The 21,717-nt window shown below is 61.7% G+C and carries 21 protein-coding genes; 10 read left to right on the top strand and 11 right to left on the bottom strand.

Features of this window, described 5'->3' with window-relative positions:
• Window positions 1-59: 59 nt before the first annotated feature.
• Entirely contained in the window at window positions 60-338 is a 279-nt protein-coding gene (locus NEK97_RS01100; RefSeq protein WP_257368048.1) for an Lrp/AsnC family transcriptional regulator, read from the top strand.
• Between the two features lie 18 nt (window positions 339-356).
• On the opposite strand, the gene trpD is transcribed toward NEK97_RS01100, so the two are convergent.
• Window positions 357-1,415: an anthranilate phosphoribosyltransferase gene (gene trpD / locus NEK97_RS01095; RefSeq protein WP_257368047.1), complete on the bottom strand. Its 1,059-nt coding sequence runs from the start codon at window positions 1,413-1,415 to the stop codon at window positions 357-359.
• 112 nt (window positions 1,416-1,527) lie between these two features.
• On the opposite strand from trpD, the gene NEK97_RS01090 reads away from it, so the two are divergent.
• The 4 genes from NEK97_RS01090 (at window position 1,528) to NEK97_RS01075 (ending at window position 5,897) form a co-directional block, all read left to right on the top strand.
• Window positions 1,528-2,202 carry a heme-copper oxidase subunit III gene (locus NEK97_RS01090; RefSeq protein ID WP_255774424.1) on the top strand — a complete coding sequence of 225 codons (675 nt, stop codon included), beginning with the start codon at window positions 1,528-1,530 and terminating at the stop codon, window positions 2,200-2,202.
• Between the two features lie 89 nt (window positions 2,203-2,291).
• The gene (locus tag NEK97_RS01085; protein WP_257368046.1) at window positions 2,292-3,080 is read left to right on the top strand and encodes a c-type cytochrome; all 789 of its coding nucleotides are present in this window, start codon (window positions 2,292-2,294) and stop codon (window positions 3,078-3,080) included.
• A gap of 95 nt (window positions 3,081-3,175) precedes the next feature.
• Window positions 3,176-4,246: a ubiquinol-cytochrome c reductase iron-sulfur subunit gene (locus tag NEK97_RS01080; protein ID WP_235522055.1), complete on the top strand. Its 1,071-nt coding sequence runs from the start codon at window positions 3,176-3,178 to the stop codon at window positions 4,244-4,246.
• On the top strand, window positions 4,224-5,897 hold the full coding sequence (locus tag NEK97_RS01075) for a cytochrome bc complex cytochrome b subunit (protein WP_257368045.1): 1,674 nt from the start codon (window positions 4,224-4,226) through the stop codon (window positions 5,895-5,897). Before NEK97_RS01080 ends, NEK97_RS01075 begins: the two co-directional genes overlap by 23 nt.
• 124 nt (window positions 5,898-6,021) lie before the next feature.
• Here the strand turns inward: NEK97_RS01075 and NEK97_RS01070 are convergent, their stop codons facing one another.
• Complete coding sequence (locus tag NEK97_RS01070) at window positions 6,022-6,810, bottom strand: GntR family transcriptional regulator (protein WP_257368044.1); 789 nt, start codon at window positions 6,808-6,810, stop codon at window positions 6,022-6,024.
• Window positions 6,811-6,965: 155 nt separating this feature from the next.
• Between NEK97_RS01070 and NEK97_RS01065 the strand changes: the two genes are divergently transcribed.
• Window positions 6,966-7,259 (top strand): HPr family phosphocarrier protein, encoded by a 294-nt coding sequence (locus NEK97_RS01065; RefSeq protein WP_257368043.1) that lies wholly within the window; start codon window positions 6,966-6,968, stop codon window positions 7,257-7,259.
• 118 nt (window positions 7,260-7,377) lie between these two features.
• Here the strand turns inward: NEK97_RS01065 and NEK97_RS01060 are convergent, their stop codons facing one another.
• The 5 genes from NEK97_RS01060 to NEK97_RS01040 form a co-directional block, all read right to left on the bottom strand.
• Window positions 7,378-7,779, bottom strand: a complete 402-nt coding sequence (locus tag NEK97_RS01060) for a cytochrome c oxidase subunit 4 (RefSeq protein ID WP_257368042.1) — start codon at window positions 7,777-7,779, stop codon at window positions 7,378-7,380.
• Window positions 7,776-9,500: a cytochrome c oxidase subunit I gene (gene ctaD / locus NEK97_RS01055; RefSeq protein WP_235520698.1), complete on the bottom strand. Its 1,725-nt coding sequence runs from the start codon at window positions 9,498-9,500 to the stop codon at window positions 7,776-7,778. The genes NEK97_RS01060 and ctaD overlap by 4 nt, the downstream gene beginning before the upstream one ends.
• Window positions 9,501-9,510: 10 nt before the next feature.
• On the bottom strand, window positions 9,511-10,383 hold the full coding sequence (gene coxB, locus NEK97_RS01050; RefSeq protein WP_235520699.1) for a cytochrome c oxidase subunit II: 873 nt from the start codon (window positions 10,381-10,383) through the stop codon (window positions 9,511-9,513).
• Between the two features lie 183 nt (window positions 10,384-10,566).
• Complete coding sequence (locus NEK97_RS01045; protein WP_211712345.1) at window positions 10,567-10,956, bottom strand: iron-sulfur cluster assembly accessory protein; 390 nt, start codon at window positions 10,954-10,956, stop codon at window positions 10,567-10,569.
• A gap of 164 nt (window positions 10,957-11,120) precedes the next feature.
• Entirely contained in the window at window positions 11,121-12,554 is a 1,434-nt protein-coding gene (locus NEK97_RS01040; protein ID WP_257368041.1) for a dipeptidase, read from the bottom strand.
• Between the two features lie 115 nt (window positions 12,555-12,669).
• Here NEK97_RS01040 and NEK97_RS01035 point away from each other — a divergent pair, with 115 nt between their 5' ends.
• On the top strand, window positions 12,670-13,263 hold the full coding sequence (locus NEK97_RS01035; protein WP_257368040.1) for a DUF3043 domain-containing protein: 594 nt from the start codon (window positions 12,670-12,672) through the stop codon (window positions 13,261-13,263).
• 72 nt (window positions 13,264-13,335) lie between these two features.
• Here NEK97_RS01035 and NEK97_RS01030 read toward each other — a convergent pair whose 3' ends face one another.
• Window positions 13,336-14,415: a quinone-dependent dihydroorotate dehydrogenase gene (locus NEK97_RS01030; RefSeq protein ID WP_257368039.1), complete on the bottom strand. Its 1,080-nt coding sequence runs from the start codon at window positions 14,413-14,415 to the stop codon at window positions 13,336-13,338.
• 68 nt (window positions 14,416-14,483) lie between these two features.
• Here NEK97_RS01030 and NEK97_RS01025 point away from each other — a divergent pair, with 68 nt between their 5' ends.
• From NEK97_RS01025 to NEK97_RS01015, 3 genes are read left to right on the top strand one after another with little or no spacing between them, the layout of a single operon-like run.
• Entirely contained in the window at window positions 14,484-16,172 is a 1,689-nt protein-coding gene (locus tag NEK97_RS01025) for an FAD-binding dehydrogenase (protein ID WP_257368038.1), read from the top strand.
• 9 nt (window positions 16,173-16,181) lie between these two features.
• A complete protein-coding gene (locus NEK97_RS01020) occupies window positions 16,182-17,207 on the top strand; it encodes an alpha/beta hydrolase (RefSeq protein ID WP_257368037.1) in 1,026 nt (341 codons plus the stop codon).
• Window positions 17,204-18,277 carry an alpha/beta hydrolase gene (locus tag NEK97_RS01015; protein ID WP_257368035.1) on the top strand — a complete coding sequence of 358 codons (1,074 nt, stop codon included), beginning with the start codon at window positions 17,204-17,206 and terminating at the stop codon, window positions 18,275-18,277. The genes NEK97_RS01020 and NEK97_RS01015 overlap by 4 nt, the downstream gene beginning before the upstream one ends.
• Window positions 18,278-18,307: 30 nt before the next feature.
• Here NEK97_RS01015 and NEK97_RS01010 read toward each other — a convergent pair whose 3' ends face one another.
• The 3 genes from NEK97_RS01010 to leuA all read right to left on the bottom strand — a co-directional run bounded on the left by NEK97_RS01010 (window position 18,308) and on the right by leuA (window position 21,711).
• Window positions 18,308-19,132, bottom strand: a complete 825-nt coding sequence (locus NEK97_RS01010; protein WP_257368034.1) for an isoprenyl transferase — start codon at window positions 19,130-19,132, stop codon at window positions 18,308-18,310.
• A 2-nt stretch (window positions 19,133-19,134) separates the two neighbouring features.
• Window positions 19,135-19,887: a DNA repair protein RecO gene (gene recO, locus NEK97_RS01005; protein ID WP_257368033.1), complete on the bottom strand. Its 753-nt coding sequence runs from the start codon at window positions 19,885-19,887 to the stop codon at window positions 19,135-19,137.
• An 84-nt stretch (window positions 19,888-19,971) separates the two neighbouring features.
• Window positions 19,972-21,711: a 2-isopropylmalate synthase gene (gene leuA / locus NEK97_RS01000; RefSeq protein ID WP_235520708.1), complete on the bottom strand. Its 1,740-nt coding sequence runs from the start codon at window positions 21,709-21,711 to the stop codon at window positions 19,972-19,974.
• Between the last annotated feature and the right edge of the window lie 6 nt (window positions 21,712-21,717).

Here is a 21,717-nt window from a genome sequence, read left to right as displayed (position 1 = left end):
ATGGTGGATGCACTAGGCTGGAAAGCGTCCGCAATGATGCTTTTCCGGAAGGGCCCCACGTGATCACTGCTTTCGTCCTGATCAAGACCGACGCCTCGCGCATCCCGGAGACGGCCGAGCAAATCTCCGCCATCCAGGGCATCAGCGAGGTCTACTCCGTCACGGGCGAATGGGACTTGATCGCGGTGGCCAGGGTTTCAAAGCATGAAGAGCTAGCCGACGTTATCGCCGACAAGCTTTCAAAGGTTGATTCTGTGGTCCACACCACCACACACATCGCGTTCCGCGCGTATTCGCAGCACGACCTCGATGCGGCATTCGCACTCGGCTTCGAATAAACAGAACCGGGTCAGCTGTCAGCTCTGGCTGAGCGCCGTCCACTTCTCCAGGACCGCGGCTGCCTTACCCGAATCAACAGATTCAGCTGCGCGGGCGAAGGCGGCACCCATCCGCTCCACCAGGCTGCCCTGGGCCTGAAGGTCGAAGGACACCAGCCCTGCTGCCGCGTTCAGGAGAACAGCGTCACGCACGGGCCCGCCCTTACCGTCGAGGATCTCCCGGACAACGGCAGCGTTGGCTGCGGCGTCACCGCCCCGCAGATCGGCCACGCTGGAGGGACCTATTCCCAGGTCCGCAGGAGTGAAGACCTGCTCCGTAACAGCTCCATCCCTGATTTCCCATACCGTGGACGGCCCGGTGGGCGTGAGCTCATCCAGGCCGTCGTCACCCCTGAACACCAATCCGCGGCTTCCACGCCGGGCCAGTACTCCGGCAACCAACGGGGCCATCCTGGCATTGGCCACACCAACAGCAGATGCCTGCACATGGGCCGGGTTGGTCATCGGCCCCAGGAAATTGAAGGCTGTTGGAACGGCCAGCTCCCGCCTCGGGACGGCCGTGTGACGGAATGAAGGGTGGAAAACCTGGGCAAAACAGAACGTGATTCCTGCCTCTTCGGCGTTCCGGGCCACCTGCTCGATCGAGAGGTCAAGGCGCACGCCCAGGGCTTCCAGGACATCAGCAGAACCGGACGTCGACGATGCCGCCCTGTTGCCGTGCTTGACCACCTTTGCACCCGCACCCGCAGCAACGAGCGCGGCCATGGTGGATATGTTGACCGTATTGAGGCGGTCCCCTCCCGTTCCAACGATGTCCAGCTTCTCCCCGGTGATCCCGATGGGATTGGCGTGCTGGACCATGGCCTCGACAAGGCCGGCCAGCTCTTCGACCGTCTCGCCCTTTGCACGCAAGGCCACAAGGAAGCCGGCGATCTGCGACGGCGTGGCTTCACCGGACATGATCGTGTTCATGGCCCATTCGGTGTTGGCCACCGCAAGGTCGTCGCCGTTGATCAGTGCTGAGATGAGCCCTGGCCAGGTGTTGCTGGCTGCAGGTGCCGATGCCGGAGAAGTCACTCCCTGATGCTATCGAGCCAGCCACGCCGATGACCAATGTGAACCGGGCCGGGAACTTTTCCGCGCGATTTCGCGTCTTTGTAGAAAAAGTCTCCCGAATCGGTGGTTTGCATTGGGAACTCTGGACTTTTACAGACATAATGTCCTTGTGACATCTGCGACCCATGCCCCCAGTACCCCGGCGCACCCGACGCTGAACCGCCCCAACTTGGTTTCTGTTGGAACCGTAGTTTGGCTGTCCAGTGAGTTGATGTTCTTCGCCGGCCTCTTTGCCATGTACTTCACCCTGCGCTCCACATCGGGAACGATGTGGGCCGAGGAGACGGCCAAGCTCAACTTCCCGTTTGCGCTCGTCAACACCATCGTCCTTGTGGCTAGTTCCTTTACTTGCCAGATGGGCGTCTTTGCCGCCGAGCGGCTGGAGCCCCGCCGGACCGGCAGGCCGCTTCAGTTCACCCGCTGGGGCATGTCGGAATGGTTTGTCCTCACGTTCATCATGGGTGCCTTCTTCGTAGCCGGCCAGACCACGGAATACGCCATGCTCGTCTCCGAGCATGTTTCCCTGTCGTCCAACGCCTACGGCTCCGCCTTCTACATGACTACAGGCTTCCACGGCCTTCACGTCATCGGCGGTTTGATCGCGTTCCTGTTCATCATTGGACGCGCCTTTGCAGCCAAGAAGTTCGGACACTTCGAAGCGACGTCGGCAATCGTCACCTCTTACTACTGGCACTTCGTCGACGTCGTGTGGATCGGCCTCTTCCTGGTCATCTACGTCCTCAAGTAAGCCCCAGCTTTGACTCTTTTTCTACAAGAGGCAGAATTTAAAGAAGCGGCTCCCGGAGCCGACGCAGGATCGAAAAAAGGAACCACCACGTGAAGGCACTCTCGCAGAAGCGACGTCACCCACTGGCAGCCATAGCGCTGCTGTTGATGGGCCTCCTCCTCACTGGTGGGCTCTACGCCGTTGCCACAACCGTCAACCAGGCCAAGGCCGACACCACTAGCTACAGCGCCAGTGACGTAGAAGAAGGCGGAAAACTTTTCGCCGCCAACTGCGCCACCTGCCACGGCATGGGTGCAAGCGGAACCAACGACGGCCCCTCGCTGGTCGGCGTGGGTGCTGCTGCTGTTGACTTCCAGGTTGGTACCGGTCGTATGCCCATGCAGATGAGCGGCCCCCAGGCCCAGAAGAAGCCCGCCCAGTTCAATGAGGAACAGACCAAGCAGCTCGCTGCTTACGTTGCCTCCCTCGGTGCAGGTCCGGCAATTCCCGAGGAAAAGCTCCTCGACGGTAAGGGAGACGCAGCCAAGGGCGGCGAGCTCTTCCGCGTCAACTGCGCGATGTGCCACAACGCAGCAGCCGCTGGCGGTGCGTTGACCCGCGGCAAGTTCGCTCCCGGCCTGGCAGGTGTCACCGAAGCCCACATCTACGAAGCCATGGTCACGGGCCCGCAGAACATGCCCGTCTTCAACGATTCGAACGTCACGCCTGAAGACAAGCGCGACATCATCACCTTCCTGAAGACGATTGAAGCCAATGGATCGCCCGGTGGAGCTGAACTTGGTTCCCTTGGTCCGGTATCCGAAGGCCTCTTTGTTTGGGTTGCCGGCCTGGGTGTCATCATCGCCTTCACCATCTGGTTGACGTCCCGCACGTCCTAGCCTGCAGGCAAGAAACTTCTGCTGCACAGTCAGCAGTTTGAAACTGAAAATAACTCGGCCCCGGCCGAGACAACGAGAGAAGGATGAGGCGAATTATGGGCAACCATAGTGACGGCAGTCCGAACCACTCGGGCACCGTAGCTACGGCTGGTCAGAATGAGGTGGAGAAGTTCCAGGATCCTGGACTTCCTCCGCATCGTTTGCGCCTGGCTGACACGGACCCGGTAGCCGCGAAGCGCGCCGAGCGTCAGGTAGCCATTCTGTTTGGCACCTCCGTCATCGGTACGCTGGTCTTCCTGGTGGCGTACTTCGCCATCGATTTGGGCGACGACACCACCATTGCGACCATCCGCACCCAAAACCTCCTTCTGGGCCTGGGAACGGCTTTCGCCATGCTGGGTATCGGAACGGGCATCGTGCACTGGGCCAAGGCCCTGATGCCCGATCATGAAGTGTCGGAAGAGCGTCACGCCATCCGCACCGAGGAAGACCGCCAGGCTGCGGTCCGTATCGTCGACGACATCGTGGAGGAGACGGGCATCAAGCGCCGTCCGCTGATCCGCAACACCCTCCTTGGTGCCGTAGCATTGGCTCCCCTGCCGGCCCTCGCCATTTTCGGCGATTTGGGTCCGCGTCCGGACAAAGCCCTTGCACACACCATGTGGGCACCCGACGGCGACAAGCTGAAGCGACTCACCCGTGACCCTGATGGCACCCCCATCAAGGCATCCGATGTGACCATTGGTTCGGCATTCCACGTGATTCCCGAGGGACTCAACGAGCTGCACGAAGGCAAGTTGAATGAAAAGGCAAAAGCAGTTGTCCTGCTCATGCGCCTCGACCCGAACTCGTTGAACCCCTCCAAGGGCCGTGAAAACTGGAGCTACAACGGCATCGTTGCTTACTCCAAGATCTGCACGCACGTTGGTTGCCCCGTTGCTCTCTACGAGCAGCAGACGCACCACCTCCTGTGCCCCTGCCACCAGTCCACGTTCGACCTTACGCAGGAATGCAAGGTCATCTTCGGGCCGGCCAGCCGTCCGCTCCCCCAGCTGCCCATCGCAGTTGATGCAGAGGGCTACCTCGTCGCCACCAGCGACTTCAGAGAACCTGTAGGACCGAGTTACTGGGAGCGTGACGAGCATGAGCGCCTCATCAACAGCTGAAGCCCCCTTCGTTCCGAAAACCAAGGTTGGTAGTTTCACCAACTTCGTTGACGAGCGCGTAGGCGGCTCCGGCATCCTGCGTGAGTTCGGCCGGAAGGTCTTCCCGGACCACTGGTCATTCATGTTTGGCGAAGTGGCACTGTACTCCTTCGTCATCCTTTTGATGTCGGGTACCTTCCTGACGTTCTTCTTCGATCCGTCCATGGCGGAGACCCACTACCAGGGCTCGTACACCCCGCTGTACAACGTCGAGATGTCGGTCGCTTACAACTCCTCGCTGAACATCTCGTTCGATGTGCGTGGCGGGCTCTTCATGCGCCAGGTCCACCACTGGGCAGCACTGCTGTTCGTGGCCTCACTCGGCGTTCACATGCTGCGTGTCTTCTTCACCGGTGCGTTCCGCAAGCCCCGTGAAATGAACTGGGTAGTGGGCGGCGTCCTGCTGATTCTTGCCATGGCAGCCGGCTTTACGGGCTACTCGCTCCCTGATGACCTGCTGTCCGGTAACGGCCTGCGCATCATCGACGGCGTGATCAAGTCCATCCCGGTGATTGGTACTTACATCTCGTTCTTCCTCTTCGGTGGAGAATTCCCGGGAACGGCCATCATTGGCCGACTCTACGTACTGCACATCCTGCTGGTGCCGGCACTTATCCTCCTGATGATTGTCATCCACCTCTTCATGGTGGTCGTACACAAGCACACCCAGTACCCCGGCCCCGGCCGTAATGACGGCAACGTCGTCGGCTACCCCCTCGGCCCGGTATACGCAGCCAAGGCCGGTGGATTCTTCTTCATCGTCTTCGGCGTCTTGGCCCTGATGGCTGCAGCATTCACGATCAACCCGATCTGGAACTACGGCCCGTACGATCCTTCGCCCGTTTCGGCTGGTACGCAGCCTGACTGGTACATCGGATTCGTCGACGGCGCCTTGCGTCTCATGCCAGGTGTTGTGAACAACTTCCACTTCGAGTGGATCGTCTTTGGCCACACCCTGACCCTGAACGTGCTGCTCCCGGCCCTCGTGCCTGCCGGCATCATCTTCACGGTTCTGTTTACCTACCCCTGGATCGAACGCTGGATCACCAAGGACAACCGGGAACACCACGTCCTCGACCGTCCGCGTAACGCTCCAACGCGTACCGCAATCGGCGTTGCAGGCTTCACCTGGTACTGCGTTATGTGGGCAGCGGCTGGTTCCGACCTCATTGCAACCCACTTCCACGTGTCGTTGAACGACGTTACGTACTGGCTCCGCACGCTGTTCTTCATTGGCCCGATCATCGCGTTCATCGTGACCAAGAGGATCGCTTTGGCTCTCCAGCGCAAGGACCGCGAAATTGCACTCCATGGCCGCGAAACCGGCCGCATTGTGCGCCTCCCGCACGGTGAGTTCATCGAGGTTCACGCCCCGTTGGACGAGTACAAGCGATACAAGCTGGTTGGCTTCGAGTCGCCTGCTCCCCTGCCGGCCCAGCCTAACGAGCACGGTGTGGTCACCCGTCAGGAAAAGCGCCGCGCGGCACTCTCCAAGTGGTTCTTCGAGGACCGGGTCGCACCGGCAACTCCGGCCGAACTGGAAGCAGCACACGCTCATGGCCACCATGAAGCAATCACCTCCGGTGAAGACCAGAAGAGCCTGAGCCACTAGCGCCTAGTAGCCTCTGCCAGATCACGTAAAAAGCCCGGCTGGATTTCTCCAGCCGGGCTTTTGCGTGCCCTGCACACCGGTACAGCAACGACGGCGGTGGGCCGGCTTTGGCTGGCGTCGTCGCTTAGGGCGTCCTGTAGCCCGACGAGTAATTACGGGTAGGACGGACGCCAGGACGCTGGAGGGGTACCCACAGCTTGTATCGGTCTGCCCGGTAATACGACACGGAGTAGTCCACCATCGCCCGGGCCACAAAGGCATGGCGCTGGATCTTTAGGAGGGGCGAACCGACGTCGATTTTGAGAAGGCGTGCCGTGGACGGTGACGCGGCGGTGGCCTCAATCATGTCCTCGCCCCACTCCATGACCAGTCCGAAACGTTCGCTCAGGACGTTATAGAGCGATGTGGGTGGGGCCTCATCCAACAAGCCGGGGACGCGGTGGGCTGGGATAAAGTTCTCATCAACGCTCATTGGCTCGTTATCTGCCAACAGCAGGCGTCGGAACCGCACCAGCGGCGTACCCTCATCCAGTTGCAATTCGCGCGCCAGGAAGGCACTTGCTGCGATCTGCTCAAAGCTGAGGACCTTGGCGGCCGGAACCATGCCTCGTCGCTGCATCTCCTCGCTGTAGGAGGTCAACTTCACCTGGAGATCAAGTTTGGGCTTCTTCACGAAGGTTCCGAGGCCGACGACGCGCTCTATGACATCTTCGCCGACCAAGGCGTCAATTGCTTGGCGCACGGTCATTCGGGCCAAGCCGAAACGTTCGGAAAGGTCCCTCTCGGACGGCAGCGAAGACCCGGGCGGACAGGACTGTGCGATGAAGGTCCGGAGGATTTCGCGTAGCTGGATGTAGATGGGTGTTCCGCTGGTCCGGTCGATATCTCCAGCGATACTCGCCGCTTCAGGCACGGCTGCTATCCATCATGTGAGTCATGGCTTAAGGATAATTCACTGGCACGTCAGGTCTAGACCACTGCCTTCGGTACCTACTGGTAACGGCTGGGGCAGCTACGCTTATATGGATCATTTCACGCGGAGCATCCGTCGTAACAAAGGAGTTGAGGTTGCCGGAGCTGAAGACCTACGTCGCTGCCGGGATCGGACTGCATGCGCGGGCCGCCGCCGTATTCGTTCGTGCTGTCACGGAGACCGGGCTGCCAGTGACAATTCGGAAACGGGAAGGTCGTGCTGTTGACGCACGCTCATTGTTGGAGGTCATGACAGAGGACTTTGCCCACGGCTGCGAGGTTTTCCTCGGAGTAGCTCCAGAGGCCCTCGCTGACGAGCACAGTATCTCAAGCATCGAGAATGCCCTGGCGCAACTTTCGTCCGTTCTGGAGGCCTCTGAGGGTCACTGAACGGACATCCAGCATCCCGGTGCGCCGAGCAGGCGAGCAACACTGCGAAACCTTGGAACGATGTTAAAAGAAAGGGCCCCACCTTTCGGTGGGGCCCTCTATTTGTTCTCAGGTGCTGCTAGTGTGCGTGGTCGCCACGGCTGTATTCAAAGACCCAGCCAATGAGTGCCACCAAGGCCAGACCACCGGCAACGTAGGTGATCCAGAAACCAACTGCGAGACCCAGGAAGCCGCCTGCGCAGGCAAGGCCGAGAACCAGCGGCCACCAGCTCCAAGGGCTGAAGTGCCCCTGTTCGCCTGCGCCCTCGTGAACCTCTGCATCGGGACGGTCTTCCGGACGCATGCCGACACGCTTGCCGGTGAAACCAAGGTATGCGCCGATCATGCCCGCAAGGCCACCGACCAAGAGGATTCCCAGGACGCCGACCCACTCAGACCAATTGGTCAGGAAGCCATAGGCGATGGCTACGGGGACGAAGAAGAAGACTCCGGCTCCGAAGAGCCACGATTCAATTTTCATTTGTTGACGTCCCTCTGGTCGGCGTTACCCAAAACAGCTGCTGCGGGTGACGGGGCCTCTGCGGTGTGGATCTGAGCCAACTCGGGGTGGTGCAGGTCCAGTGCCGGGCGCTCGGAGCGGATACGGGGCAAGGAGGTGAAGTTGTGGCGCGGCGGCGGGCAGGACGTAGCCCACTCCAGCGAGGCACCGAAGCCCCAAGGATCATCAACTTCAACCTTCTTGTTGCTGCGCCAGGTGATGTAGACGTTCCAGAAGAACGGCAGCAGCGAGGCGCCCAGTACGAAGGAGGAGATAGTGGAGAACTGGTTCATCCAGGTGAAGTTATCCTGCGGCATGTAGTCGGCGTAACGACGCGGCATGCCTTCAACACCCAACCAGTGCTGGATGAGGAACGTGCCGTGGAAACCAAGGAACAGGAGCCAGAAGTGGATCTTACCAAGGCGTTCGTTGAGCATCTTGCCCGTCCACTTTGGCCACCAGAAGTAGAAGCCTGCGAACATGGCGAACACAACCGTACCGAAGACCACGTAGTGGAAGTGCGCCACCACGAAGTAGGAGTCCGAGACGTGGAAGTCGAGCGGCGGCGACGCCAGGATGATGCCCGTCAGGCCACCGAAGAGGAAGGTGACCAGGAACCCGATGCTCCAGAGCATAGGAGTTTCAAAGGTGATGGAGCCCTGCCAGAGCGTTCCGATCCAGTTGAAGAACTTCACGCCCGTCGGTACCGCGATCAGCATGGTCATGAAGGCGAAGAACGGCAGCAACACCGAACCGGTCACGTACATGTGGTGTGCCCACACGGTGACGGAAAGTGCAGCAATGGCGATGGTGGCGTACACGAGGCCCTTGTAGCCGAAGATCGGCTTGCGGCTGAACACGGGGAAGATCTCGGAAACAATGCCGAAGAACGGCAGGGCGATGATGTACACCTCGGGGTGTCCGAAGAACCAGAAGAGGTGCTGCCAGAGAACGGCGCCGCCGTTTTCGGGGTCAAAGATGTGGGCACCGAAGCGACGGTCCGCGCCGAGCGCGAACAGGGCAGCTGCCAGCGGCGGGAAGGCCATCAGGACGAGGATAGCCGTCACGAGAGTGTTCCAGGTGAAGATCGGCATACGCCACATGGTCATGCCCGGTGCACGCATGCAGATGATGGTGGTGATGAAGTTGACGGCACCAAGGATGGTTCCGAAGCCTGAGAGCGCGAGGCCAAAGACCCACAGGTCACCACCTACACCAGGGCTGAACGTGGTGTTCGACAGCGGAGCGTAGGCGAACCAACCGAATGACGCAGCACCCTGGGGGGTGATGAAGCCTGAGACGGCGATGGTGGAACCAAAGAGGAAGAACCAGAAGGCCAAGGCGTTCAAACGCGGGAAGGCGACATCCGGAGCACCGATTTGCAGCGGCATGATGACGTTGGCGAAGCCCGCAAACAGCGGGGTTGCGAACATCAGCAGCATGACGGTGCCGTGCATCGTGAACATCTGGTTGTACTGCTCTTTGGTCTGCAGGATCTGCATGCCGGGCTCAAAGAGCTCGGCGCGGATCAGCAGGGCCATGACACCACCGAGGCAGAAGAACACGAAGGACGCAATGAGGTACATGTACCCGATGGTCTTGTGGTCGGTGGAAGTGATCCAGTTGACGACGATGCGTCCCTTGGACTTGGGTACTACCGGAGCTTCAAGAACCCCCGGCGCGGATTGAGTGTACGTAGCCACGTCGCTCCCCTTACTTGGATTCGTTCAGGTTCGGGTTGCGGTCGTATTCCGCACCGAGGAGACCCGTGTTGCCTTCTTGGCGAAGCTTGTCCATGTGCGACTGGAATTCAGACTCGGAGACAACCTTGACTCGGAAGAGCATTTCGGAGTGGTATTCACCGCAGAGCTCGGCACACTTGCCATCGAAGGTGCCCTCCTTGGTGGGGGTGAACCTGATGTAGTTCGTCTTACCAGGGATCATGTCGCGCTTCTGGAGGAATGCGGGAACCCAGAATGAGTGGATGACATCGCGGGAGTTCAGCTCCAGGTCCACGGACTTGCCAACGGGCAAGTACAACGTGGGGAGGAGTTCCTTGTCGACATCGTTGCCGGTCAGGTGGGCCTGGACGCCGGCCTCGTGGAGGTCCTCGTTGACGACCTCGCCCTTCTTGTAGTTGAAGTCCCAAGCCCACTGCTTGCCGCGGACGTCAACAACGACGTCGGCAGGCTGCGAACGGTCATCGATCGCACGCTGGTCCTGGTCGGTGAAGTAGAAGAACACCAGCACCATGAACAGCGGAATGGTCAAGTAGAAGACCTCAAGCGGCAGGTTGTAGCTGAGCTGCTTGGGGAATCCCGTGGTGCCCTTGCGGCGACGGTACGCGATGATGCACCAGACCAGGAGGCCCCACGTGATGATACCGACTGCCAAGGCGGCGATCCATGAGTTGACCCAGAGGTCCATGATCCGGTCAGTGTGGTTGGTCGTGCCGCGCTCTGTTGGCAGCCAACCCTTCTCTACCTCTGGTGAACATCCGGTCAAAACCAACGCGCCGGCGACTGCCAAGCCAGTGATCGAGGTGATCTTTATGCGTCGGCTGCCGGTTCGGTTCTGCGAACTCACAGACGGCCCTTCCTCTTGTTGCTGTCTCCCGGCAGGCCGAAGGCTCACCGGGCACACTAAAAGTTTTACTACCCGATGTAGAGCTTACCGCTATCAAGCGGTTTTCGCGCACATGTCGGCGCCGTGGCTCCCAACGCGTTTAACCGCGTCGGAAGTGGCGCCGACGTGCAGCGACGGCTCACATCAGTGGAATGAATCACCGCAGGCGCAGGAGCCGCCCGCGTTCGGGTTATCAATGGTGAAGCCCTGCTTCGAGATGGTGTCTTCGAAGTCGATGCTTGCGCCGCTGAGATACGGAACGCTCATCTTGTCCACCACGACCTCGACGCCGTCATAGTCACGCACGGCGTCGCCGTCGAGCAGGCGCTCGTCGAAGTAGAGCTGGTAGATCAAGCCGGAGCATCCGCCGGGCTGGACTGCAACGCGCAGCCGAAGATCGGTGCGCCCTTCCTGCTCGAGGAGGCTGCGGACCTTGCCTGCGGCGACGTCGGTCAGATTGACCTCGTGCGTGGCCAGTTCGTCGTTGGCGACGACCTGCGTTCCGGTGCTGTTTTCGTTGGTTGCAGTGCTCATTGGCCTACCTTCTTATGAAGCTCTTGGCGGCGGCGCCGGGACGCTGCCTGCCCTTACCCAATTACGTACGGGTTATAGCTAATGCTACGTCGCGCAGACGCTTAGCTATAACTCCTGACGTAACCACCTGCGGCATTTGGTTGTTCCCGGCCTGCACTTTCGGTTCAGCCCGCGAGGCCCTCGGCATTGAGCCTGGCCAGCATGAGAGCCTCTGCGACTACAGCATGGCGGAAATCGCCGATATGCAGTGACTCGTTGGCACTGTGGGCCCTGGAATCAGGGTCTTCCACCCCGGTCACCAGGATCTGGGCTTCCGGGTACATTTCCAGGAGGTCCGCGATGAAGGGAATGGATCCACCTATTCCCATCTCGACAGGCTTCACTCCCCAGGACTCCCCCAGCGCCCAAAGGGCCACACGGGCCGCAGCTGATGACGTATCGGTGGAGAACGCATCGCCCCTCTCCCCCGGCGTGAAGGTCACCTTGGCGCCGAACGGAGCATTGGACTCGACGTGCCGCCGCAGGGCGTCCATGGCGGCCTCGGGGTCCTGGCCGGGCGCCAGCCGCATGCTGAATTTGGCTCGCGCCGCCGGAATGAGCGTGTTGGAGGCAACGTCCACTGCCGGAACGTCCATGCCAATGATCGAAAGGGCGGGCTTGGTCCACAAGCGGGAAGCGATGGTACCGCTCCCGGCGAGCCGCACGCCGTCGAGCACTGACGCGTCGGCGCGATAGTCCGCTTCGGCGAGGTCCACGGCCACCTCGTCCCGGCCCACCAGACCGGCAACAGCGACGTTGCCCTCCTCATCGTGGAGGGTAGCAATGAGCCGCGAAAGGAGGGTCGGGGCGTCGAGCACTGGGCCGCCGAACATCCCGGAGTGCACCGCGTGGTCGAGCACGCGGACTTCAAAAGTGCCGTCAACGAGGCCGCGCAGGCTGGTGGTCAGGGCCGGAACGCCCACTTTCCAGTTGCTGGAGTCTGCAACAACAATGACGTCAGAACGCAGGAGTTCGCGATGCTCCTCGAGGAAAGTCCTGAAGGTGGGCGAGCCCGCCTCTTCCTCGCCTTCAAAGAAGAATGTCACTCCGAGGCCGAAATCCTCGCCCAGGACTTTGGTTGCTGCACTGTAGGCCGCCAGGTGGGCCATGATGCCTGCCTTGTCATCAGCCGCACCGCGACCATACAGCCGACCGTCACGTTCCTCAGCGGCGAACGGCTCCGACTCCCACAGTCCACGGTCTCCGGGGGGCTGTACGTCGTGGTGGGCGTAAAGGAGGATGGTCGGCTTGCCTTCCGCCGCGGGACGGCGCGCGACGACGGCGGGCCCGCCGGGGGTGCCGTCACTTTTGTCGCAACGAAGGATGCGGACGTCCTCCATGCCTGTTGCCTTTACCAGTGCGGAAACAGCTTCGGCGCTCTTATCCAGTTCCGAGGGGTCGAAGCTGGACCAGGCAATTCCCGGTATGGCGACCAGGTCTTTCAAGGATGCCAGAGTGGCATCGAAGGAGTCATGGACCGCCCGGGTCAGTGCCTCCACCGGGGTAGCGCCGGAGTCCAGGGGCTTGTTCTGCGGGGTCTCCGCATGTGCTGAAGTCATGGGCCACACTTTACCGCCGGGCGTTCTCCCGGCGGGGCAGGCACGGAGTGGCCATTGGGGCATGGGCAACCCGGGGCGTAACCTGCGCCACCTTGGTGCGGGGTATTCTGTAGGGGTGTTCGGACGCAAAAAGGAAGAGCCCAGCGCTCAATCAGTAGTAGACCAGGCCTATGCCACCGCCCAGGAGCCCGTAGCCGGAAAGGGCGCGCCCACGCCCAAGCGGAAGGACCAGGAAGCAGCCCGCAAGCGCCCTCTGGTGCCCACCGACCGTAAGGCATCAAAGGCAGCAGAGCGGGTGGCCATCCAGGACCAGCGCCAGAAGATGCGGCAGGCCCTGGATACGGGTGACGAAAAATTCCTGCCACTTCGGGACAAAGGGCCCCAGAAGAGGTACGTCCGCGACTACGTCGACGCACGGTTCAGCCTGGGCGAGTACCTGATGTTTGGTGCCCTGTTGTTCGTTGTCATTTCACTGATCATTCCCACCACGAGCGCGGGAATCAGCTACGTCCTGGTGGGCTTCTGGATCATGTTCCTGGCTGTATTCATCGATGCCTTCATCCTCTCCCGCAAGCTGCGGAAGAAACTTACCGAGAAGTTCGGCGAAGTGGAGCGTGGCTCTGTCTGGTACGGATGCATGCGAGCCCTTCAGTTCCGCAAACTCCGCCTGCCCAAGCCGCAGGTGAAGCGCGGACAGTACCCGGCCTAAGGCCCCAACCCCTGTCAAACGTATGAAGACCCCGGACCAATGGTCCGGGGTCTTCATCGCTTAACCGCAGTCTTAGTGGCCTGAGCCCCGCCGAAGCCTTACAAGGCCCTTGTTGATTCGGGACGCCCAGAACGGGCCTTCGTAAAGGAATGCCGTGTAGCCCTGGACCAGGGTGGCGCCGGCCTCAAGGCGTTCGTGGACGTCCTCGGCCGATTCGACGCCGCCGACCGCGATCAGCACAAGGTCATCGCCCACGGCCTGCTTGAGCCTGCGAAGCACCTCCAGGGACCGCTCCTTGAGGGGCGCTCCTGACAAACCTCCGGCACCGATGGAATCCACCTTCGCACTTCCGGAAACAAGCCCCTCACGGGTAATCGTTGTGTTGGTCGCGATGATTCCGTCCAGCTTGAGGTCAAGTGCAAGCCGGGCGACGTCCTCGATGTCTTCGTTGGACAGGTCAGGCGCAATCTTGACCAGAAGCGGTACGTGGCGCCCCGCGGCTTCGTCGGCAGCGTCTCCAACTGCCCGCAGCAAAGGACGCAGCGTCTCCACGTTCTGCAGTAACCGCAGGCCCGGCGTATTGGGCGAACTGACATTGACTACCAGGTAGTCTGCGGCGGGGGCGAGGCTCCGGGCGCTCACCAGGTAGTCCGCCGTGGCGGCGGCGAGGTCCACCGCCTTGGTCTTGCCAATGTTCACCCCGATGATGGGCCGAAGATCAGGATGGCTTTTCTGCAAAGCAGCCCGAGCAGACTTGAGCCGGGGCGCAACCGCAGCGGCGCCGTCGTTGTTGAATCCCATCCGGTTGATGACCGCCCGGTCCTCTATCAGGCGGAACAGGCGTGGTTTGTCATTGCCCGGCTGCGCTTGGCCCGTGATGGTACCCACTTCGACGTGGCCGAAACCCAGCTCCGTCAGGGCCTCGATGCCGTGGCCTTCCTTGTCGAAACCCGCTGCAAGTCCGAAGGGCGAGGGAAAGCTCAGGCCCAGCGCCTCGGTGCGGAGCGAGGCATCCGGGGCAGTCATGCGGGCAAGGACCCGCCCCGCGCCAGTACGGTGGGCGGCACGGATTCCCTGGAATCCGATCTTGTGGGCCTTCTCGGCATCCATCCAGGAGAAGGCCAACTTAAAGAATGTGGGGTAAAAACGCATGGTCTTAGTTTTGCTGTTCGTGGACGACTCACCAAACCCATGACTGTGCCGGGCGCTAGCATGTACGCATGCCGCCTAAAAACAGTGACCTGCGTCATCCCCGCACGAGCCGCAGGATCACGGCCGACGTCGTGGTGGTCGGGGCGGGCCTGTCGGGACTGGTGGCAGCCGCCACAGCCTACGCAGCGGGCAAGACGGTGGCCGTCCTGGACCAGGAGCCGGAAGCCTCGGTCGGCGGCCAGGCCCATTGGTCCTTTGGCGGCCTCTTTATGGTCGATACGCCGGAGCAGAGGCGGCTCGGCGTGCGGGACAACGCGGACCTCGCACTTTCCGACTGGCTGGCCTCCGCGGCTTTCGACCGACCGGTGGATTCGAACGCCAGGCAATGGGCCGAGGCCTATGTGGACTTCGCCGCCGGTGGGAAGCGGGCCTGGCTGAAAAGCCTCGGCGTTGGCATCTTTCCGTTGGTCCAGTGGGCAGAGCGGGGCGGGTACGGGCCGCAGGGCCATGGAAATTCAGTACCCCGCTTCCACGTCACCTGGGGCACGGGACCAGCCCTGGTGGAACCCTTCCTGGGGAAGGTGCTCGAGGGCGTCGAAGCCGGAAGGGTGTCGCTTCACTTCCGGCACAGGGCGACAGCCCTCACCATCACGGCCGGTTCGCTGACCGGCGTCGTCGGAGATGTCCTGGAACCGTCGACGGCGGTGCGGGGCGAGGCCTCATCCAGGCTCCCCGTTGGGGACTTCGAGGCTGCGGCAGGAGCGGTTGTGGTGACAACCGGGGGCATAGGCGCCAACCACGCGGCAGTCCGACGCCAATGGCCAGGAGGGCGACCACCCGCGGAGATGCTCAGCGGCGTCCCCGCCTCAGTAGACGGTAAATTCCTTTCAGTGGTGCAATCCGTCGGCGGCGCCATGATCAACGGCGACAGGATGTGGCACTATCCCGAAGGTATCCACAACTACGATCCCGTGTGGCCGATGCACGGTATCCGTATTCTTCCCGGGCCATCATCCTTGTGGCTCGATGCGGAAGGACATCAACTGCCGGCGCCATTGTTCCCGGGGTACGACTCCCTGGGCGCCCTCCGTCACATTGTGGCAACAGGCCACAGCCATTCGTGGTTTGTCCTCAACCGCACCATCGCCCTCAAGGAACTTGCTTTGTCAGGTTCGGAACAAAACCCTGACCTGACCGGCAAGGACGTCAGGCTCCTTGCGTCGCGGTTGAGGGCGGGAAACGACTCCCCCATTCAGCGGTTCCTGGACCGCGGTGTGGATTTCCTGCAGGCAGCCACCCCCGGGCAGCTCGCGTCGAAGATGAACCAGCTGGCCGGAGGCGACCTCATTCAGCGGGAGTCCTTGGAGTCCCTGGTCAGCGCCCGGGACCGGCAGGTATCCAGTGGGCTCGGCAAGGACCCGCAGCTTGCGGCCATCAGGGCAGCGAGGCGGTTTGCCACCGACAAGCTGATGCGAGTGGCTCCCCCGCACCGCCTGACCGACCCTGCGCACGGGCCACTCATCGCCATCCGGCTCTCGGTATTGACCCGGAAGAGCCTGGGCGGCTTAAGGACAGACTTGGCCTCGAGGGTTCTGGACGATAGCGGACAGGCAATTCCAGGGCTCTACGCGGCCGGGGAAGCTGCCGGGTTCGGCGGCGGAGGCATCCACGGTTACCGGGCACTGGAAGGGACATTCCTGGGCGGCTGCCTCTTCACAGGAAGGGCGGCCGGAAAGGCAGCAGCGGCTTTTGTCTAAGCTGGAGCCATGGAATGGACCGCTGACATCCTGGGAACCGGCTACCAGTCCTGCAGTATCGACGCAGCAGGACCGGATGGCGTGATCCGCCATGCCACGCTGATCCGACACGACGCGGATCCGCTGGCCCAGGCCGAAAGCGGCGACGACGGTTCGGTGCGACGCCTTGGCGTTGTTTTGTTCCTCCATGGATGGAGTGACTACTTCTTCAACACCGAGCTCGCCGAGTTTTGGTCGCGCCAGGGCTATGAGTTCTATGCCCTGGACCTGCACAACCATGGACGGAGCCTCCAGCCCGGAGATCCCGGTGGCTATGTCGCCAACCTGGCCGACTACGACGCCGAAATCAACCAGGCCATTAACGCGATTCACCAAGGACGTGCCGGATCCACGGCGGACAACCTGACACTCATGGGCCACTCGACAGGCGGGTTGGTAGCCGCCCTCTGGGCCAGCCGACACCCTGAACGAGTCCAGTACCTCATTCTCGACAGCCCCTGGCTGGAGATGCATGGGAGTTCCATGGTCCGGCGGACAGCGAACGCCATGGTGGCGCCTTTGGCGAGATTCCGTCCCGAAACGGTCCTGAAACTGCCGGAGCGTGGTTTCTATTTTCGCAGCATCAGCAGCTCCGCAGAGGGTGAATGGCACTTGGACGAAAAGTATCGGCCGCCCTTGGCCTTTCCTGTCCGGGCCGGCTGGCTCCGCGCCGTTTTCGCCGGCCAGTCGCAGGTGGCCCGCGGCCTGAACCTGGAAATGCCGGTTCTGGTGCTGATGTCCTCAGCCAGCGCAAACGGCATGATGTGGCGCGAGTCCATGCGCCGTTCAGACGCTGTGCTTGATGTAGGCGTAATGGCTTTGCGGGCCATGGCACTGGGCCGGACTGTGACTTTGGAGCGTATCGATGGTGGCCTCCATGACGTATTCCTGTCGGCACCTGCCGTGAGGAAGGACGCCTACGGCCGCCTGGCCCGATGGATCAGGGGCTTCATGCAGGACAAAGCACCGGACGACCACCATGAGGGGGACAGATGAGCGCCGCAGGTAAAACCGGTGCCGGATGGGAAAACGACGTCTTGGGCCACGGCTATGAATGCTTGGACCTGCCCCTTAAGCCGGATGAGGAGGGACAGGTCAAGGCGACGCTGGTCAGGCACGCGCCTCCCGTCGCCCACCCCGCCCCGCAAGGTGTACTGGACTTCCTGGTGTCCTTAACCAAGCGCCATCGTCGCGCCACCCCTGCGGATCCCGGAAGTGCCCCGCGGGCCGTCCTGTACCTCCACGGATGGGCGGACTACTTCCTCCAGACCGAGCTCGCCGAATACCTCACAGCCTCCGGTTTCCACTTCTACGCGCTGGACCTGCGGAAGTTCGGCCGCAGCCTCCTCCCCGGACAGACTCCCGGATACACCTCCGACCTTGGTGTTTACGACGAGGACATTGCGGCAGCCTTAGTGGAAGTCGAACGGGACGTGATGGCCCGGACCGGCAACTCCACTGCACCCACCATCCACATGGTGGCCCACTCCCTGGGCGGTCTCATCGCTGCCCTGTGGGCTGACCGCAACCCGGGCAGAGTGGGCACCTTGGTACTGAATTCACCGTGGCTTGAACTGCAGGGAAGCAGCTTGGTCCGAAGTATCGCCATGCATCTGGTTGAACCTTTTGCCCGAACGGACCCGAAAAGGCCCTTCAGGTTCCCCGAGATGCCTGCGTACTGGGAAAGCGTCAGCAACGAAGCCCACGGCGAATGGATCCTGGATCCGGTCTGGCGACCACGGGCGTCCTTCCCGATCCGGGCGGGATGGACCAAAGCAGTGCTCGCCGGCCACGCTGCCGTAGAACGTAAGCTCAACATTGACGCGCCGGTGTTGGTCCTCTTATCCGGACGGACCCGGATCCAAGCGGAATGGACGGCGGACCTCATGCGGGCCGATGCCGTCATCGACGTCGAGGAAACATCCCGACGTGCGCTGGGCCTGGCCCGGCGCACGGCCGTCTTCCGCTATCCCGGAGCCCTTCACGATGTGTTCCTGTCCCGACGCACAGTACGCCAGCAGGCCTATCGGGACGTCGCCGTCTGGCTTGCGGCATACCCCTACTGAGCAGGCACACCCCGTATTAGCGCGGCCGTGCTATTTGGTAGCGGGGGCGGCATCAATCGCACCACCGTAGCGGCGATCCCGCTTGGCGTAAATCTCCACGGCCTCCCAGAGCGTCCGCCTGTCAACGTCCGGCCACAGAGTGTCCATGAAAACGAACTCCGCGTAAGCCGACTGCCAGAGGAGGAAGTTGGAGAGGCGCTGCTCGCCGGAGCTGCGAAGGAAGAGATCCACATCCGGAAGGTCGGGTTCATCCAGGTACTTCTGGATGGTCTTCTCCGAGACAGAGCCAGGCTTCAACCGCCCCGCCGCCACGTCCTGGGCAATGGCTGCGACCGCGTCAGCGATCTCCGCCCGTCCCCCGTAATTAACACACATGGTCAAAGTGCAGGTGTCATTGGCCCGCGTGTAGTCCTCGGCCTCTTCCAGTTCCTTGATCACCGAACCCCACAGTCGTGGCCGACGACCGGCCCAGCGGATCCGGACTCCCCACTCGTCAAGCTGATTGCGTTGACGACGTAGCACGTCCTTGTTAAATCCCATGAGAAACCGGACTTCATCAGGCGAACGCCGCCAGTTCTCGGTGGAGAAGGCATAGACGCTGACGTACTTGATGCCCAGCTCGATCGCACCGGCCATGACGTCCAACAGTGCCGGCTCCCCTGCCTTGTGCCCCTCTACCCGGGGCAGCCCCCTCTGGTTGGCCCAGCGCCCATTGCCATCCATGACAATGGCCACGTGCTGCGGTATGAGCTCAGTGGGTATCTTTGGTGGCACTGCCCCGGAAGGGTGTCCATAAGGCGCAACCACTGGCGCCGTCCTCGCTACTGTTGACTTGTTCTTTTTGCCAAGTGCCACTGTCAGCTTCGCTCCACATGTTTGAGTGATTTCACGGCACGTTCCAAATGCCATTGCAGGTAACTGGCCACCAGCCCCGCGCTTTCCCTGCGATGCCGGGGATCCGAGGCATCGGCAATGCTCCAATTGCCTGTCAGCAGCGCTCCGAGGAGTTGCACCGTTTCCGGTGCGGGAGCCGGAGAACCCGGAGGACGGCAATCGCTGCACACCATTCCGCCCACCGGCGCCGCAAATGCAGTGTGGGGGCCGGGACGGCCACATCGGGCACAATCCGTAAAGCTTGGTGCCCAGCCACCGGTCGCCAGGGCGCGCAGGAGATACGAATCCAGAATGAGTTCGGGCGGGTGGTCGGAGCGACTCAAAGAGGCCAGTGCTCCAACCAGCAGATTGTATTGAGCGGTCCCCGACTCGGTGTCGGCATCCGTCAATTTCTCGGCTGTCTCGGTCATTGCGGCCGCCACGGTGAACCGGCCGTAGTCGGCGGCTATGGCGCTTCCGTAGGCTCCTTTGGCGACTGCCTGGGTCACGATGTCGAGTGTTCGGCCGGACACGAGTTGCAGGTCGGCGACCATGAACGGCTCAAGGCGCGCTCCAAACCGGCTGCTGGTTCTCCGGACTCCCTTGGCGACGGCCCGTACCTGCCCATGGTGCTTGGTCAGCAGCGTAATGATCCTGTCCGCCTCGCCCAGCTTGTGAGTACGGAGCACTACGGCATCGTCCCGATAGGACCGTGCTGCAAACGACGGATTGGCCACAACTAATCTTTGCACTTCGCGCCGGTCGGGCGTGACCGCCGGACGGTGTGGTGACTGAAAATCCAGCCACCACACCGCAGGGTTCTATGCCTGGGCGTCGCGGACTGCCCGGTTTACTGCCGAGATCAGGGCCTTCAGTGATGACGTGGTGGTGCTGGGATCAATCCCGACGCCCCAGAGTACGCGTTCACCGACAGCGCATTCTACGTACGCTGCCGCACTCGCGCTGCCGCCTTCGGACAGTGCGTGCTCGCTGTAGTCGAGCACCCGCACGTCCACGCCGTCCTGGTGCAGGATGTCCAGAAGTGCCGCGATGGGACCGTTGCCGTGACCTGTTCGGCGTACTTCGGCACCGTCGATCCTGAGGTTCGCGTTCATGGTCATGGCACCGGACTCGTCAGTCTCGGTGCTCACGCTGCCCAGGGTGTAGCGGCCCCATTGCGCCTGTTCTTCGTCAGAGGGGAGGTACTCGTCCTGGAAGATCTGCCACAGCTGGGCGCCACTGACCTCACCGCCCACAGCGTCGGTGCGTCGCTGGATGACACCGGAGAACTCGATCTGGGCCCTGCGCGGCAGGTCCAGGTTGTGCTCATTCTTCAGCAGGTAGGCGACGCCACCCTTGCCGGACTGGGAGTTAACCCGGATGACGGCTTCGTAGCTTCGGCCGAGATCCTTGGGGTCGATGGGCAGGTACGGAACCTGCCACGTGAAGTCATCCACCGACTTGCCGGCAGCCGCGGCATCCTTCTCGAGCGCCTCGAAGCCCTTCTTGATCGCGTCCTGGTGCGAACCGGAAAACGCGGTAAACACGAGGTCTCCACCATACGGGGAGCGCTCCGGCACCGGCAGTTGGTTGCAGTACTCCACCGTGCGGCGGACTTCATCGATGTCGGAGAAGTCGATCATGGGATCAACGCCCTGCACGAACATGTTCAGGCCCAAGGTCACCAGGTCCACGTTGCCGGTGCGCTCTCCGTTGCCGAACAGGCAGCCTTCAATCCGGTCGGCACCTGCCAGGTATCCCAGTTCAGCAGCAGCCACGCCAGTCCCGCGGTCGTTGTGCGGGTGCAGGGAGATGATGATTCCCTCGCGCGGGTGCAGATTGCGGTGCATCCACTCGATCGAGTCCGCGTAGACGTTGGGTGTCGCCATTTCCACCGTTGCCGGCAGGTTGATAATGACTTGCTTGTCCGCGGAGGCCTCAAAGACATCGGCGATGGCATTGCAGACGCGGGCAGCGTACTCCAGCTCGGTGCCCGTGAAGGACTCCGGGGAGTATTCGTACGTGATGTGCGTGTCTTGCAGCGTCTCTTCGTACTTCTTGCAAAGGCGGGCACCCTGCAAGGCGATGTCCATAATGCCGTCTTCGTCCTGGTTGAAGACCACCCGGCGCTGCAGCACGGAGGTGGAGTTATAGAGGTGGACGATGGCCTGTTTGGCGCCCACCAAGGACTCGTAGGTCCGCTCAATCAGGTGCTCGCGCGCCTGGGTCAGGACCTGGATGCTGACATCGTCAGGAATGTGGCCGCCTTCGATGAGCTGCCGAACGAAGTCGAAATCTGTTTGAGATGCCGAGGGGAAGCCAACCTCGATCTCCTTATAGCCCATCTTGACGAGCAGCTGGAACATCTTCAGTTTGCGTGCCGGACTCATCGGATCGATCAGTGCTTGGTTTCCGTCCCGCAGGTCAACCGCGCACCAGCGAGGGGCCTTGGTGATGACTTTGTCAGGCCAGGTGCGGTCCGGAACATCTACAGTGATCTGGTCCTGGAACGGCAGGTAGCGGTGAATCGGCATACCGGAGGGCTTTTGTGCATTACGCATGATGTG

Origin of the sequence: Paenarthrobacter sp. UW852 (assembly GCF_024608385.1) — a bacterium.
GTDB lineage: Bacteria > Actinomycetota > Actinomycetes > Actinomycetales > Micrococcaceae > Arthrobacter.
Note: the sequence above shows the minus strand (reverse complement) of the source record. Positions and strands in the feature narration are given on the sequence as shown.